We start from the raw sequence: 14,602 nt of genomic DNA on the forward strand, positions 1-14,602 counted from the left end.
CATAGATGCGCCGCACGATGCGCGTCGATTTCACCAAAATGCATGGACTGGGCAATGACTTTGTCGTGCTTGATGCTCGCGCAAAGGACTTGCCGCACATCGATGGCAGCATCGCCCGCGCGCTCGCCGACCGTCGCACCGGGATCGGGTGCGATCAACTGATCCTTCTGCAGCCAAGCAGTGCTGCCGATTTCCGCATGCGGATATTCAATCAGGATGGCAGCGAGGTCGGAGCCTGTGGCAACGCCAGCCGCGCCGTTGCGCTCCTCCATGGCGCGCCAGCAGATGTCGAAACGGCAGGTGGCACAATCCGCATCGAACCGGCGGCAGGCGGCGCCAGTGTCGATATGGGTGAACCCCGTTTCGAATGGGACGCGATCCCGCTTGCCTATGGCATGGATACGGCTGCGATGCCGGTCGGCTGGGATGGCCTCGACCAGCCCGGTACGGTCAATGTCGGCAACCCGCACGTAGTATTTTTCGTCGAGGACTGCGGTGCCGTGCTGCTCGATGCGCTTGGTCCGGAAATCGAGAACGACCCGCTCTTTCCCGAGCGTGTAAACGTCAATGTCGCGACCATTGAAAACCGCGGCCACATCCGCCTGCGCGTCTGGGAACGCGGCGCCGGGCTTACACAGGCCTGCGGTACTGGTGCCTGTGCAACCGCCGTCCACGCCATGCGCCGCGGGCTGGTCGAACGCGAGGTCACCGTGACCCTTCCCGGCGGCGATCTCACCATTGCCTGGGGCGAAGACAACCGCATCCGTATGACCGGTCCCGCCACGGAAGCTTATCGCGGAAACTTCGAATGGGATGAATTCGCGTGAGCGAAGCGCAGGTCATTTCGCTTGGTTGCCGCCTCAACATTTCCGAGAGCGAGCAGATCCGCGCCATGCTGGCCGGGGAACGGGACCTCGTAGTCGTCAACAGCTGCGCAGTGACCAGCGAAGCGGTGCGCCAGACACGGCAGGCGATCCGCCGCGCGCGTCGCGCCAATCCCGATGCCCGCCTGCTGGTGACCGGTTGCGCTGCCGATATCGAGCGCGACCAGCTCTCCGCTATGCCCGAGGTCGACGGGCTTGTCGCCAACACGGTCAAGCTTGATGCGCGCGCCTGGAACGTCCCGACCGATGCAGCCCCGGCCCCGCAGGATCGCACCCGCGCCTTTATCGCAGTACAGAACGGCTGCGACCATGCCTGCACCTTCTGCGTCATTCCGCAGGGACGCGGGCCCAGCCGCTCGCTGACCATCGCCGAGGTTCTGGCCGAGGTAGAACGGCATCTCGACCACGGCGCGCCCGAAGTCGTACTGACCGGCGTGGACGTCACGTCATGGGGCCACGACCTGCCCGATACGCCGCCTCTCGGCCAACTGGTGGGCGCAGTGCTGGATCGCTTTCCGAACCTTCAGCGGCTACGCATGTCGTCGCTCGACGGGGTGGAAATCGATCCGCAGCTGTTCGAACTGTTCGCCCATGAACAGCGTCTCATGCCGCACCTTCACCTCTCGCTGCAGCACGGTCACGATCTCATCCTGAAGCGCATGAAGCGCCGGCACTTGCGCCGCGATGCGATAGACCTCGTCACGCGGCTCAAGGACCTCCGCCCCGATTGCGCCATCGGCGCAGATCTGATTGCCGGTTTCCCCACCGAAACCGAAGACCATCACGCGGCCAACCTGTCGATCGTCCGCGAACTCGGCATCGTGCATGGCCACATCTTTCCCTATTCGCCCCGCCCCGGCACACCTGCCGCCCGCATGCCGCAGGTCGAGCGTCAAACGGTCAAGCGCCGCGCTGCCGAATTGCGTGCCTTGGCCAGCTCGACGCGCGACGCATGGCTTTCATCGCTCGTCGAAAATCCGCACGCCGTCCTCGCCGAACGCGACGGGACCGGCTACACGCCGCATTTCGCCCGGGTATCCCTACCCGAGGGCACACCCGCCGGCAGCGTGATCACCGTATCGCCGACACGTTTCGAGAATGGCCTTCTGCAATGAGTGACAAGCAAAGCTGGACCGACCGGCTGTTCGGGGGCTTCCGCAAGACCTCCGAGAAACTGACGAGCAACCTGACCGAGGTGGTGGGCACTGCGCGGCTGGACGATGCCACGCTGGACGATGTCGAGGATGCACTGATCCTCTCGGACCTCGGCCCGTCGGCAGCCGCGCGCATTCGCGAAAAGCTGCGCGAAAAGCGCTTCGGCCTCGAGATTACCGAGCGGGAGCTGAAGGAAGCCGTGGCAGAGGAAATCGCCGCTATCCTGCGTCCCGTCGCCATACCGCTCGAAATCACCGCCTTCCCCCGCCCGCAGGTTCTGTTGGTGATCGGCGTGAACGGCAGCGGCAAGACGACGACCATCGCCAAGCTCGCACACCTTTTCCAGGAAGACGATTACGCCGTGATGCTGGCGGCGGGCGATACCTTCCGCGCGGCCGCAATCGGTCAGCTGCAGACCTGGGCGGAGCGGGTCGGCGTGCCGCTCGTGCGCGGGCCGGAGGGCGGCGACCCGGCTTCGATCGTGTTCGATGCGGTAAAGAAGGCGACCGAGATCGGCACCGACGTGCTGATCGTCGATACGGCGGGCCGCCTTCAGAACAAGCGCGAACTGATGGACGAACTCGCCAAGATCAGGAAAGTCCTCGGCCGCCTCAATCCCGAAGCGCCGCATGATGTCGTACTGGTGCTCGATGCCACCAATGGCCAGAACGCCCTGTCCCAGATCGACGTGTTCAAGGAGGTTGCAGGCGTCACCGGCCTCGTCATGACCAAGCTCGATGGCACGGCGCGCGGCGGTGTGCTGGTACAGGCGGCCGAGCAATACGGCCTGCCTATCCATGCGATCGGCGTCGGCGAGAAGATCGACGATCTGCGCCCCTTCGATCCCGATCTTGTGGCGCGCGTGATCGCGGGAGTGGCCTGATGAACGAACAAGCGAAACCCAAGCCCAAATCAGGCTGGCTCAACATCCTCGTCGATTACGGCCCGCTGCTGGTTTTCCTCGGCGTCTACAAGTTTTACCAGCCGCCCGAGACATCGACCTTCGGCGAGATCGCGGCAGTGATCTACGGCACGATCGCCTTCATGGTCGCAGCCGTCGTGGCGCTGATCTTCAGCAAGCTGAAATTCGGCCATGTCAGCCCGATGCTTATCCTATCGACAACACTGATCGTGGGTTTCGGCGGGCTGACCATCTGGCTGCAGGACGAGAAATTCATCCAGATCAAGCCAACGGCCATCTATGTCCTGTTTGGCGCCCTGCTGATCGGCGGTTGGCTCCGCGGCAAGGCACTGTTGCAGATCCTGCTGGAAGCGGCCTTCGAAGGCGTCGACCACCAAGGCTGGCTCAAGCTTTCGCGCAACTGGGGCTTCTTCTTCGTTTTCATGGCCGTCCTGAACGAGGTGCTGCGCATGCAGCTCACCTTCGAAAGCTGGCTGTGGGCGAAACTGTGGGTCTTCATGCCGCTCAGCTTCATCTTCACCTTCACCCAGATCCCGATGCTGCTGAAACACGGGCTGGCGCTGGAAGACAGGGACGAAGTGGTAAAGGACGAACCGCCAACCGCCTGAGGACGGAGGGACGATCCGTTTTTGACGCGGCGGTCAGAGCATTCCCAGAATCTCGGCGTGACTGGAAACCACCGTTGCAGCTCCGCTGGCTTTCAAACGCTCGGCCAGTCCGGAATCCGCATGTCCCCCGCCGACAAACCCGATAGCCGTCATGTTCGCCGCTCGCGCTGCCAGCACCCCATTCACGCTGTCCTCTATGACAACGCACCGCTCGGGCTGCACATCGATCTGTCTCGCGGCGTAAAGAAAAAGGTCGGGAGCTGGCTTTCCTCGCTGAACGTGATCGGCTGAATAGATATGAGGCGCGAATAAACGGTCGAGCTTGGTAAGTTCCAGTTTCCGGACAAGCTTATCGATTGAAGCCGAAGAACCGACCGCCACGCGCCCGCCAAATGCAGCCACCAGTTTTTCCACGCCGTCGAGCGGCTTCAGCTCGGCTTCGATCCTGGGCCAGATGCGTTCATCCAACTGCGCACCAAAGTCCTGCGGAAATTCACCCCCGACGTGCTCGTTGAAATCCGCCGCAAGTTGCGCATGGAAATCCGCATTCGTCAGGCCAACGAACCGGGAAACATAGGTCGCGTAATCATACGTGAGCCCGAGTTCGGCAAGATACTCCTGCTCGACAGCGATGTTGATCACCTCCGAATTGACCAGCACACCGTCGCTATCGAAAATCAGGGCATCGCAATCTGTAAAAACCATCCGCAAGCCTAACCCCATCACCGTCCTGAACCAACAGCCGCCTGCGTAGCGAGAATGGCTCGTAGAGGTCGAGGTGTTTGTGTGCCCGCATCTACCAATGCCCGCGGCGAAAACCTCCTCACCCACCTCCCAATGTGTTGGAGATAATTTAACTCTTGCTTTAATCACCGCATTTCGGTTTAAGTCTTGCTTAAATTTCAGGAGGCAAGCAGTGAGTAAATTGAACGATCCCGTACTGGCCCACCGCGCAACTCTAACGGTGCTGGCGGTGGTGGTTTTTGCGATCGCATTAAACGCCACCGGACTTTTCAGTCCAAAAGTCCCGACAAGCGCAAAAGTCGCTCACCTTATCGGATTGGTGCCAACCGCCTTTTTCGTCGCGGCCATCTGGATGGTTTCCCTCGCTGCCAAGGCAATCGCGAGAGGGCACGCGAAGGAAGCCGTGCTGGCCAGATTAACCGGCCGTCTCGGCGTTTGCCTCTTTCTCGGAGGTCTGGCCTTTGTCTTTTTGCAGCCTCTCCTACTCAACGTGTTTGTAGGTCGATGGGCCGGGTACGCGGTGTTCGACATCCCGGCGATCACCTTGGGCTGCCTTGGCGTCCTGCTCACATTGGTAGCGCACATCTTGCGTCAGGCGGCTGATGTCCGCCGTGAACTGGACGAGATACTCTGATGCCCGTCATCATTACCCTGGATCAGGTTCTTCAGGATCGCGGATTGTCTGGCAAGGATGTGGCAAAACGTGTCGGTCTCAGTGAAACCCAGCTATCTCTCATACGGTCGAACAAGGTGCGGGGTATCCGGTTTTCGACCCTCGCGCGGCTATGCCACGTCCTCGAATGCGCGCCAGGCGAGCTGTTTGGATACAGTCGCGATGATGACGACATGGTGTAACCGGCCACCTTCCCGTCTGGTGTCCATCCAGAGAACCAACGTCAGCGCAGTCTCGGCGGGATCAGCGAAGCGTTCGAAGAACGAAATCGGCTCGTTCTTCGACGCTCACCTTCGGCAGGATGACTGTCTCATAATCCAGTTCGCGGTAGGTCTTCAGCAGGCGATGGTACTCGGCGCTCGCTTCCGCTAGACTGTGGCGACGCTCGCCATCTGTCTCGAAGATTTCGGGCCAGGGAGGCGCCAGAAATACGCGTTCGTGATAGCGTCGATACGCTGTCAGCACCCCGGCGGCAGCTCGTCCCGTCGTATGTTGCAGCGCGACCGCTGCGTCCACGAGACCGCGGTCGAAAAAGACCCAGCCGGCCTCCTCTGGCACATCGTGCCTGTCGTTAGCGGCAAGGCTCAACGCCCGATTGGCGAAGGCCTTCAGATCGACCCATGGAAGCGCGCTCCCGTCGCCTCGCAGCTCTTCCTCTACGATGCGGCGACCCGGTTCGGGCACGATCGCAAAGCCCCTCCGCCCGAGTTCTGCCAGAGGCGTCGATTTCCCGCCGCTTGAGCAACCGGACAGCACGACGTGGCAAGAGTTCATGGGACCTTCCTCTTCGTCTTGGATCATTCGATGGACATCCCGTCGACCTCGGATGGTGGTCAACTCGTCTTGGGATAAATTGGACGTTCATCATGCCCGGGGCTATCGTGCCTGCTGCAGAACAGGATTTTTATGGCAGTGAGACGCACCGGTCTTGGCATACTCAGTGTAACGGTTCTTTTCTCCAGCGCCGTGCCGGCGTTTGGCCAATATGCGCCGATTGATCCGATACCTATGGGCAATGCTGTAACCAGCGTCATGGCCAACAAGATCTCGGGCGACATCGCGGATGGTAACTCGTCAGCAGCTTCCATTTCCCCCCGCTGTTTCGCCGATTCCGGGCCAGGGCCTGAGCGGCGCGCCATGGAAGCGGAATACAAAAACCGCTTACGGACAAATGGCAAGGCTGCCGCAGATGCCTGGCGCGCCGAACATGGTCACAGCTACCGCGCGAAGCTCGTAGCGGACGGGAAGTGTCCGGCGAGTGTACTTCCGTAAAACGGCGCCCCAGTCAGCCGCACGGCTCAGGAGCGATCCGTGGCCAACGATTTTACAAACTGACGGAACTGGCTTGCTGACGTTTGCGCCAAGCCAGCTCACACAGGCGGAAGTTCGAAGGTAAACGTGGTTTTGCCATTCGCTGATACGGCACTCAGCGTGCCGTCATGCGCGGCAGCAATCTGGGCAGAGATATAAAGACCAAGCCCGAGACCCTGGAGGCTCGAGCGCACCTCGCCACGTGAGAATGGCTGAAATAGCTGCTCCATCGCTTCGGGGGGAATGGTGTCTCCCATATTCACAGTTCGAAATACGAGGTTCTCGCCATCTCTGGCCAGGGCGATCCTGACGGGTTCGTTCGGATCGCCGTGCATCAGGGCATTCCCGATCAGGTTGGAGAAAACCTGACCAAGGCGATCATGGTCGCCATCCACCTCCAGGTCGGTCCATTCGGACTTATGGATAATGCGATCCGGATGACTGGCTGCCAACTCGGAAATCACCTGATCGAGCGTTTCCGCGATATTTTTTCGCGACCGCGTCAGCGTCAAGCCGCCACCCAGTCTGCCGCGCGCGAAATCCATGACATTATCGATCAGCCCCGCCATACGTGCCACGCTTCCCTCGATCAGGCCGACGATCGATTTCCCGTTCTCGCTCAACGGCTCCTTGCCAATCAGGCGCATCCCGCTGGCGATGCTGGCCAATGGATTGCGCAGATCGTGACCGAGAACCGCGATGAACTGTTCCCGCAATGCCGACGTTTCCTGTTCGTCCAGCAGCGCTTTGTTGGTCTGCTCTACGGCGTAACCGGCCTCGATATGATAGGCGATCATCTCGGCAAACAGGGTGAACATGCCCAGCGTTTTGGGTTCGCTGACCTTCGCAGGTTTTGGCGAGATTGCGCAAAGCGTGCCGAAGAAGCTGCCGTCCGAAAGTAGGATCGGGACGGAAATATAGCTCTTCAGCCCATAAATCTGTGGCGTCTTGTGGTTATGATATGTGGGATCGTTGTCGACGTCATCGATGGCCACAGGGTCCCGATGGTCCCGGATTTCGTTGCAGATCGTCGTTTCCACCTGAAGCTCTCCGCCAGGCTCCAGTCCGAAGGCAATCTCGTCCCGAACCCCGCAGGCGATCCAGCGATCTTCGGTCACCCGCGCGACCGCGGCAAAACCCATCCCGGTCGACTGGCAGACCACCTCGAGGATGGAAGGTACGACGCTGATAGCGCCGACCACTTCGACATCGCGGGAAAAATCCGAATTCATCACACTGTGATAGAGAATGCTGTATTCCGTGTCACTCTCCGGTGACGCAGGCCCTCTTCAGATGAAATTGCGACGCGGCGATCATCGGTAATTACGGCGCCACACGCGGGGCGCACAACCCGACATGTCCGGGCCGCCTGCCCAGGCTTAAATCTCGACCTGGCTGCCAAGCTCCACCACGCGGTTGGTGGGCAAGCGGAAGAAATCCATGGCGGTCGCGGCGTTGCGCAGCATCCAGGAGAAGATCTTCTCGCGCCATATGGGCATGCCCGGCTTGTCGCTGGCCAGCAGCGTCTGCCGGCTGAGGAAGAAGCTGGTGTGCATCATGTCGAATGCGCCGCCGCAGCGGGACATTTCTTTCAGTCCCAGCGGCACATTGGTTTCTTCCATGAAACCGTAATGCAGTATCGCGCGGTAGAACCCGTCGCCCAGATCGTGGATTTCGCAGCGCTTGTTCGCATCGACATAGGGCGCATCGGCGATCAGCACGGTCAGGATGACGACCCGTTCGTGCAGCACCTTGTTATGCTTGATGTTGTGCAGCAGCGCGCTGGGAACACCGGCGGTCTGGCTGGCCATGAAAATGGCTGTGCCGGGCACGCGAGTGGCGGAATTCTTCGCGCTCTTGGCGAAAATCTCGATCGGCAGTGCGGTCTCACTCATCCGGTCCCGCATCAGCTTGCGGCCTCGTGACCAGGTGGTCAGCAGGGTGAAGGCGACGAGCCCAACCACCAGCGGGAACCAGCCGCCGTCGGGCACCTTGGCAAGGTTGGCGGCAAAATAGGCGCCATCGACGATCAGGAAGAACAGCACCACCGGCAGGGCAAGGAACCATTTCCACTTCCAGACGCCCACGAACAGCACGCCCATCAGCAGCGTATCGATGGTGACTGCACCGGTCACCGCGATGCCATAGGCGCTGGCGAGGCTGGACGAATTCTGGAACGTCAGGACGAGGATGATCACAGCCACCATCAGCGCCCAGTTAACGACCGGGATATAGATCTGGCCCGCTTCGGTTTCGCTGGTGTGGCGAATGGACAGGCGGGGCATGAAGCCCAGTTGCATTGCCTGATGCGTGATACTGAACGCACCGGAAATCACAGCCTGGCTGGCGATGAAGGTCGCCAGGGTGGCAAGGATCACCAGCGGCAGGCGGAATTCCTCGGCAGCCAGCAGGAAGAACGGGTTGCGCACGACTTCGGCGGCCTGTTCGGCCGGCAGGCTCACGATCATGGCGCCCTGCCCGAAATAATTGAGCAGCAGGCACGGCATGACGAAGCCGAACCAGGACAGCCGCATCGGCCCGCGTCCGAAGTGGCCCATGTCGGAATAAAGCGCTTCCGAACCGGTCACGGCGAGCACCACGGCGCCCAGCGCAAAGAATGCGACTGCACCGTCGGTCAGGAAGAACTGCACCGCGTACCACGGGTTGAGCGCCCACAGGATGCCGGGATGCTGGATGATCTGATTGAGGCCGAGGCCGGCGATGGTCACGAAATAGACGATCATCACCGGCGCAAAGAGCGCGCCCACCTTGGCCGTGCCCCTGCTCTGGAGGAAGAACAGGAAGATCAGCAGCACCAGCGCTATAGGGATGACCAGCGGATCCAGCCCCGGATTGACCACCGTCAGGCCTTCGACGGCCGAAAGCACCGAGATGGCCGGGGTGATCATGCTGTCGCCATAGAACAGCGAGGTCGCAAACACGCCCAGCAGCACGACCAGCCAGCCATAGCTCGATCGGCCCATGTGGCGGCTCAGCAGAGCGACGAGCGCCAGGCTGCCGCCCTGCCCCTTGTTGTCCGCGCGCATCAATATGGTGACATATTGCAATGCGACCACGATCAGCATCGACCAGAAGATCAGGCTGACCACGCCGAGCACGTGCAGGCGATCGATCGCGATGCTGGCAGCGCCCGCAAAGGTTTCACGAAAGGCGTAAAGCGGGCTGGTACCGATGTCGCCGAAGACGACGCCAATGGCGCCCACGGCCAGCGCCGTGCGCGATCCGCTATGGCCATGGCCGCCATGCGAATCCGCAGGCGGCACGCCTTCGTTCAGCGGTGGCGGCGCGGGAACGGGATCATTCATGCTGGATTGGGTTTCCGACAACTTCGTGTCACTCGGCCTGTATGGCGAAGTCGCCGCGATTAGCAGCATGTTTTCGCACCCGCAACAAGGGACGCAACACGCTGTTTATTCTTCGGTTTCTACAGAGCCGTCCTGCTCGGTCACGCCGAGAATCGCCTCAAGCCGCTCGAGTCGCGCCGCCAGCGGCCCCCGCCACTCGGCATCCGCCGGTGCGCTTTCCAGCAATTCGCGCCACAGGGTCAGCGTATTGGCCGGTTCGCCTGCGCGCAGGAAGGCGAGGCCCAGAAAATACGTCGGCGCCGGATTTTCCGGGCTGACTTTCTCTGCTTGCGAATAGGCATAGAGGGCCGCGGCGGTCAGCCTGCCCCCGGCATGCTCCACCAGCGCATTGCCCAGCGCCAGCCATGCTTCGCCATCCTTCGGGTTCTCGGCAACCGCATTGCGCAGGAAATTCGCGGCCTGATCGTGCTGGCCGCGACGGGTGAAGGCATCGGCCGTGACCACGAAGCGCGACGGAAGCCGTCCCTCGGGATAGAATTCGCGGCGCGCCTCGACCATCAGTTCGCCGGATTGCGCCGCATCCTCGCGCACCGGCGATGCCGGGGCGGACGGCTGGCCAGGATTTCCCTGTGCCGCATAGCCCGCCAGTCCGAACAGCAGTGCCGAGCCGAAGAGCATCCACAGCGTGCGTGGCAGCTTGAGTACGAACACGGCCAGCGCAAAGACCAGCGCCGTCAGGATCAGGATCGGCAACCAACTCATGCGCGGCCCCGCATGCGGCGGATCAGGATGCCCCCTGCCAACAGTATCAACAGCACGGGAATGGCAAACAGCGGCCAGGTCGTAGCGCTGACCGCCGGTTTGTAGCTGACGTAGTCGCCATAGCGCTGCATCAGCCAGCCGCGCACCTCTTCCGGGCTTTCGCCGGCTGCAATGCGGATGCGGACCTGGTGACGCATGTCGCCCGCCATCGGCGCATCGCTATCGGCGATGGACTGGGACTGGCACTTGAGGCAGCGCAGAGTTTCCATCAGGTCCTGCGCTGCGACCTCCTGCTGCGGATCGTCGAGCTGGCGATAGGCATAGGGCGCCGGCGGCAGGGAATCCTGCGCTGCCGCGGGACCGAACATGCCGAACAGTAAAACGGTGTTCAGCAGCAAAATCATACGTCTCATTGACGTGCCTCCGCCAACTGTTCGAGCAGAACCGGCACATCGCTCTCGCGGATATCGCCGATATGCTGATAGCGGATCACGCCCTTGCCATCGATCACGAAGGTCTCGGGAACCCCCGAAGATCCGATCGCCAGCTGCACCTCGGACAGGTCGTCCCGCCCGATACGCACGTAAGGATTGCCATGCTGCGCCAGGAAACGCGCCACGTCCTCAGGCCGGTCGCGAATGGCAACACCCACGATTTCAGCACCTTGCTCCTTCAGCGCTTCGAGATGCGGCGCTTCCGCGATACAGGGCAGGCACCAGCTCGCCCAGATATTGAGCAGGCGCGGTTTGCCGTCGGCGAAATCGACATTGGCGACGCCCTCCGCGCCATCCATCGCGGGCGGCAGGTCGAAATAGGGAAGCTCCTGTCCGACCATCCGGCTTTCGACGAAATCGTCCCTCGGCTGCGTCAACTGATACGCCGCCAAGCCGATAAACAGCGCAAAGGCGAACAGGGGAACCCACAGGCGCCAGTTCATGCCAGTGCCTCCCGGTCGGCCCGGCGCTCGGCGATGCGGACGGCAAGGCGGCGGTTGCGGATATCGGTTATGACCCGCCCGACCAGCGCGAGCACACCGCCGAGCGCCACCAGCAGTCCGCCATACCAGATCAGCGGCACGAAGGGCTTCCACCACAGGCGGAGCTGCCAACGGCCGTCAGGGGTACGGTCGCCGACCACTGCATAAAGCTGGCCATTCCAGCGCGTCAGCAACGCACTTTCGGTGGTCTGCTGCGGCGGCGCCCAGAAATTGCGCGCTTGCGGTGTCAGCACGTTGGCTTTGCCGCCATCGTAACGCGCCGCAATCTGGGCCTGCATGGCCGTCCAGTTCGGCCCGGCTATGGGCTCGACGCCTTGCAACTCGATGCTCCACGGTCCCACGGTCGCGCGACCACCTTCCTCGAGCGCGGCCAGGCGTTCCTGTGTGAACGCGCTTTCGCTCGACATGCCGAGCAGTGCAACGGCGATCCCGAAATGCGCGACCACCATGCCCCAGGTCGCAAGCGGTGTGCGCGACAGCTTGCGGCGGCGCAGTGGCAACAGGCTCGCCACGGCGAGGCCGAGACCCAATGCCAAGCCCAGCAACGGAAGAATGCCAATGTCGGCGAGAACGCTAGCGAGGATCAGTGCGGCCAGCACCAGAGCACCGAACAGCGCGACTTCCTTGCCGATCCGGTCCAGACGGTCCTGCCGCCAGCGCAGCAATGGCCCCACCCCCATCACCACCAGCATGGGAATGGCGAAGATCGCCCCCACGGGGTTGAAGTAAGGCGGCCCCACCGACACGCGCACGTCGAAAGCTTCGGTCAACAGCGGATAGAGCGTACCGAGCAGTACGATCGCCAGAATGGCGCTCAGCATCACGTTATTGAAGACCAGCGCCCCTTCGCGGCTGGCAATCCGGAAGCGCTCGCCCTCGCTGATGGTATTGGCGCGCAGGGCGAACAACAGCAGCGCGCCGCCGATGAATATACCGAGCAGGACAAGGATAAAGGTCCCGCGTTCCGGGTCGACGGCAAAGGCGTGCACGCTGGTCAGAATACCCGAACGCACAAGGAATGTGCCGACCATGCTCATCGAAAAGGCAACGACGCCGAGCATTATGGTCCACGTCCGCAGCGCATCGCGGCTGGCCAAGACGCTGGCGGAGTGGAGCAACGCAGTCGCTGCAAGCCAGGGCATGAGGGAGGCATTTTCGACCGGGTCCCAGAACCACCAGCCGCCCCAGCCCAGTTCGTAATAGGCCCAGTAACTCCCTGCCGTGATCCCGACGGTCAGCCACACCCATGCACCCAGCACCCAAGGCCGCATGGCGCGGGCAAACTCCGGCGTGACCTGCCGTGTCAGCAAAGCGCCCACGGCGAAACTGAAGGCAACGGACAGGCCAACGTAACCGAGGTAGAGCGTAGGCGGATGGAACGCGAGGCCGATATCCTGCAGCAACGGATTGAGGCCCATCCCCTCCGCAGCCGGCGTCGGCAGGCGTTCGAAAGGGTTCGAGCTCAGGAGCAGGAAGGCATAGAAGCCCAGGGATACAACACCCTGCGCAGCGAGCGTTGCATTCATCGTGCGCTCGGGCAGGCGGCGTTCCACCAGCGCGATCAGGGCGCCGGCAAAGCCCATCACCATGACCCACAAGAGCATCGAGCCTTCGTGATTTCCCCACGTGCCCGACAGCTTGAAGATAAGCGGCTTCATCGAATGCGAATTCGACACCACCAGTTTGACCGACAGGTCGGTAATCGCGAAGAGCCACACCAGCATGGCAAAGGAGAATGCGACCAGCACGCCCTGAGTGATAGCCGCGGGCCGGATCAGCTTGGCGAGTTCGCTGGTGCCATTGTCGCGCACCGCCAGGAAGCCTGCCACCATCTGCGTCGCGGCAAGCGCGGCGGCAAGCCACAGCGCGGCAAGACCCAGTTCGGCAATCATTCCAGGCCGACCGTCGTTTCCTCGGCCATCTTGGCGGCCTGATGCTCGGTCATTTCCTGCAATTCGCGGGGCACGTAGTTTTCGTCATGCTTAGCGAGAAGATTGTCCGCAATGAAGGTGCCATCCGGGCCAAGCCGGCCTTCCGCCACTACGCCGGACCCTTCGACGAACAGGTCCGGTGCGATTCCGCTGAAGCGTACGGGCACACGCGCATCGTCCTTGCCGGTCACTGCGAAGGTCAGCGTCACGCCGTCCGCCGCGGTTTGCAAGGAACCCTGTTCTACCATGCCCCCGAGGCGGACTGCCTGTCCCGGTGCAGGCGGATTCTCCAGCATCTGTTCCGGCAGGTAAAAATAGCTGGCCTGATTGCGCAGCGCATAGGCAGCCAGCAAGCCCGCCCCCACAAGCGCCACCAGCGCTAGCACCACCAGCACGAGCCGCTGATGCTTTGGCTTGAATGCACTCATTTGCGTCTGCTTTCCTCGCGGCGTTTTTCAGCACGCTTCATGTCGATCCAGGCCCATGCCACCATGGCAAGTGTGCCCAGAATGCCGACTGCATAGGCAGCCACGACGAAATCCCACTGATCCAGCGCTTCGCGCATCAAACTGCCTCCATCGCCCTGCGACGCAGGCGGGCTTCGGCCTGAACATCGGCCAGCAGCGCCCGCATCCGAGCCAGCACGACGCCCGCGAAGAGCAGCGAGAAACCGAATACCGCGATGAGCAGCGGCACCAGGAATTCAGCATCGATCGCGCTTTGGCCCATGGTGATGCTGGGCGGCTGATGGAGCGAATTCCACCAGACGACGCTGCGGTTGATGATCGGAATATTGATTGCGCCAAGCAAACCGAAGATTGCCGGAATGCGCGCGGAAACGCCTTCGCGCTCGGCCGCCTGGGCCAGCGCGATATAAGCGACATAGAGGAAGGCCAGCACCAGCATACTGGTGAGCCTGCCGTCCCACACCCACCACGTTCCCCATGTGGGCCGTCCCCAGATCGAACCGGTGATGAGGCAGATGAGGGTAAAGACGAGCCCCGGCACCGCCGCGGCACGAGCGGCGAGCGCCGCCAGAGGATGCCGCCAGACGAGGAAAACCAGGCTCGAAAGAGCTATTGCCGTCCATCCGCCCATGCCCAGCCATGCCGCCGGTACGTGAAGGAAGAGAATGCGGACAGTTTCGCCCATCAGCCGATCGGGCGATACCTGGGTAAGTCCCCACCACAAAGCTCCCGCACTCACCAGCAGTCCACCGATCAGGAAGATCGGCGTCAGCAAGCTGGCAAGCGACAGAAAGCGTTTGGGATTGGCGAAGCTGTGCATCG

Annotated in this window: 18 protein-coding genes; 7 read left to right on the forward strand and 11 right to left on the reverse strand. The window is 61.9% G+C overall.

The annotated features are described in order from the left end of the window. Positions 1–17: 17 nt before the first annotated feature. From dapF to AC13F2_RS15065, 4 genes are read left to right on the forward strand one after another with little or no spacing between them, the layout of a single operon-like run. Entirely contained in the window at positions 18–827 is an 810-nt protein-coding gene (gene dapF / locus AC13F2_RS15050) for a diaminopimelate epimerase (RefSeq protein ID WP_482965744.1), read from the forward strand. Then, a complete protein-coding gene (locus AC13F2_RS15055; protein ID WP_482965693.1) occupies positions 824–1,999 on the forward strand; it encodes a MiaB/RimO family radical SAM methylthiotransferase in 1,176 nt (391 codons plus the stop codon). Before dapF ends, AC13F2_RS15055 begins: the two co-directional genes overlap by 4 nt. After that, on the forward strand, positions 1,996–2,922 hold the full coding sequence (ftsY, locus tag AC13F2_RS15060) for a signal recognition particle-docking protein FtsY (protein ID WP_375246515.1): 927 nt from the start codon (positions 1,996–1,998) through the stop codon (positions 2,920–2,922). The genes AC13F2_RS15055 and ftsY overlap by 4 nt, the downstream gene beginning before the upstream one ends. Next, the gene (locus AC13F2_RS15065; protein ID WP_482965694.1) at positions 2,922–3,569 is read left to right on the forward strand and encodes an inner membrane-spanning protein YciB; all 648 of its coding nucleotides are present in this window, start codon (positions 2,922–2,924) and stop codon (positions 3,567–3,569) included. The genes ftsY and AC13F2_RS15065 overlap by 1 nt, the downstream gene beginning before the upstream one ends. Before the next feature lie 33 nt (positions 3,570–3,602). Here the strand turns inward: AC13F2_RS15065 and AC13F2_RS15070 are convergent, their stop codons facing one another. Next, a complete protein-coding gene (locus AC13F2_RS15070; protein WP_482965695.1) occupies positions 3,603–4,442 on the reverse strand; it encodes an HAD family hydrolase in 840 nt (279 codons plus the stop codon). A 43-nt stretch (positions 4,443–4,485) separates the two neighbouring features. On the opposite strand from AC13F2_RS15070, the gene AC13F2_RS15075 reads away from it, so the two are divergent. Together AC13F2_RS15075 and AC13F2_RS15080 are read left to right on the forward strand one after the other, a co-directional pair. Next, the gene (locus AC13F2_RS15075) at positions 4,486–4,947 is read left to right on the forward strand and encodes a hypothetical protein (protein WP_482965696.1); all 462 of its coding nucleotides are present in this window, start codon (positions 4,486–4,488) and stop codon (positions 4,945–4,947) included. Then, a complete protein-coding gene (locus AC13F2_RS15080; RefSeq protein WP_301641349.1) occupies positions 4,947–5,168 on the forward strand; it encodes a helix-turn-helix domain-containing protein in 222 nt (73 codons plus the stop codon). The genes AC13F2_RS15075 and AC13F2_RS15080 overlap by 1 nt, the downstream gene beginning before the upstream one ends. 61 nt (positions 5,169–5,229) lie before the next feature. Here AC13F2_RS15080 and AC13F2_RS15085 read toward each other — a convergent pair whose 3' ends face one another. Continuing rightward, positions 5,230–5,760: an AAA family ATPase gene (locus AC13F2_RS15085; protein WP_482965697.1), complete on the reverse strand. Its 531-nt coding sequence runs from the start codon at positions 5,758–5,760 to the stop codon at positions 5,230–5,232. Positions 5,761–5,892: 132 nt separating this feature from the next. On the opposite strand from AC13F2_RS15085, the gene AC13F2_RS15090 reads away from it, so the two are divergent. After that, entirely contained in the window at positions 5,893–6,258 is a 366-nt protein-coding gene (locus tag AC13F2_RS15090; protein WP_482965698.1) for a hypothetical protein, read from the forward strand. A gap of 98 nt (positions 6,259–6,356) precedes the next feature. Here the strand turns inward: AC13F2_RS15090 and AC13F2_RS15095 are convergent, their stop codons facing one another. The 9 genes from AC13F2_RS15095 to ccmC all read right to left on the reverse strand — a co-directional run bounded on the left by AC13F2_RS15095 (position 6,357) and on the right by ccmC (position 14,600). Then, entirely contained in the window at positions 6,357–7,529 is a 1,173-nt protein-coding gene (locus tag AC13F2_RS15095) for a GAF domain-containing sensor histidine kinase (protein WP_482965699.1), read from the reverse strand. A 147-nt stretch (positions 7,530–7,676) separates the two neighbouring features. Continuing rightward, positions 7,677–9,623: a potassium transporter Kup gene (locus AC13F2_RS15100; protein ID WP_103023512.1), complete on the reverse strand. Its 1,947-nt coding sequence runs from the start codon at positions 9,621–9,623 to the stop codon at positions 7,677–7,679. 105 nt (positions 9,624–9,728) lie between these two features. After that, complete coding sequence (locus tag AC13F2_RS15105) at positions 9,729–10,385, reverse strand: tetratricopeptide repeat protein (protein ID WP_482965700.1); 657 nt, start codon at positions 10,383–10,385, stop codon at positions 9,729–9,731. Continuing rightward, positions 10,382–10,798 (reverse strand): cytochrome c-type biogenesis protein, encoded by a 417-nt coding sequence (locus tag AC13F2_RS15110; protein WP_482965701.1) that lies wholly within the window; start codon positions 10,796–10,798, stop codon positions 10,382–10,384. Before AC13F2_RS15110 ends, AC13F2_RS15105 begins: the two co-directional genes overlap by 4 nt. Continuing rightward, a complete protein-coding gene (locus AC13F2_RS15115; protein ID WP_375246507.1) occupies positions 10,795–11,322 on the reverse strand; it encodes a redoxin family protein in 528 nt (175 codons plus the stop codon). Before AC13F2_RS15115 ends, AC13F2_RS15110 begins: the two co-directional genes overlap by 4 nt. Further along, positions 11,319–13,274 carry a heme lyase CcmF/NrfE family subunit gene (locus AC13F2_RS15120; RefSeq protein ID WP_482965702.1) on the reverse strand — a complete coding sequence of 652 codons (1,956 nt, stop codon included), beginning with the start codon at positions 13,272–13,274 and terminating at the stop codon, positions 11,319–11,321. The genes AC13F2_RS15115 and AC13F2_RS15120 overlap by 4 nt, the downstream gene beginning before the upstream one ends. Then, positions 13,271–13,741, reverse strand: coding sequence for a cytochrome c maturation protein CcmE (gene ccmE, locus AC13F2_RS15125; RefSeq protein WP_103023507.1), 471 nt, complete (start codon positions 13,739–13,741; stop codon positions 13,271–13,273). The genes AC13F2_RS15120 and ccmE overlap by 4 nt, the downstream gene beginning before the upstream one ends. Beyond that, entirely contained in the window at positions 13,738–13,878 is a 141-nt protein-coding gene (locus AC13F2_RS15130) for a hypothetical protein (protein ID WP_173830011.1), read from the reverse strand. Before AC13F2_RS15130 ends, ccmE begins: the two co-directional genes overlap by 4 nt. Beyond that, a complete protein-coding gene (gene ccmC, locus AC13F2_RS15135) occupies positions 13,878–14,600 on the reverse strand; it encodes a heme ABC transporter permease CcmC (protein WP_482965703.1) in 723 nt (240 codons plus the stop codon). Before ccmC ends, AC13F2_RS15130 begins: the two co-directional genes overlap by 1 nt. Positions 14,601–14,602 lie beyond the last annotated feature (2 nt).

It is taken from the genome of Qipengyuania sp. L-5Y, from assembly GCF_056859455.1.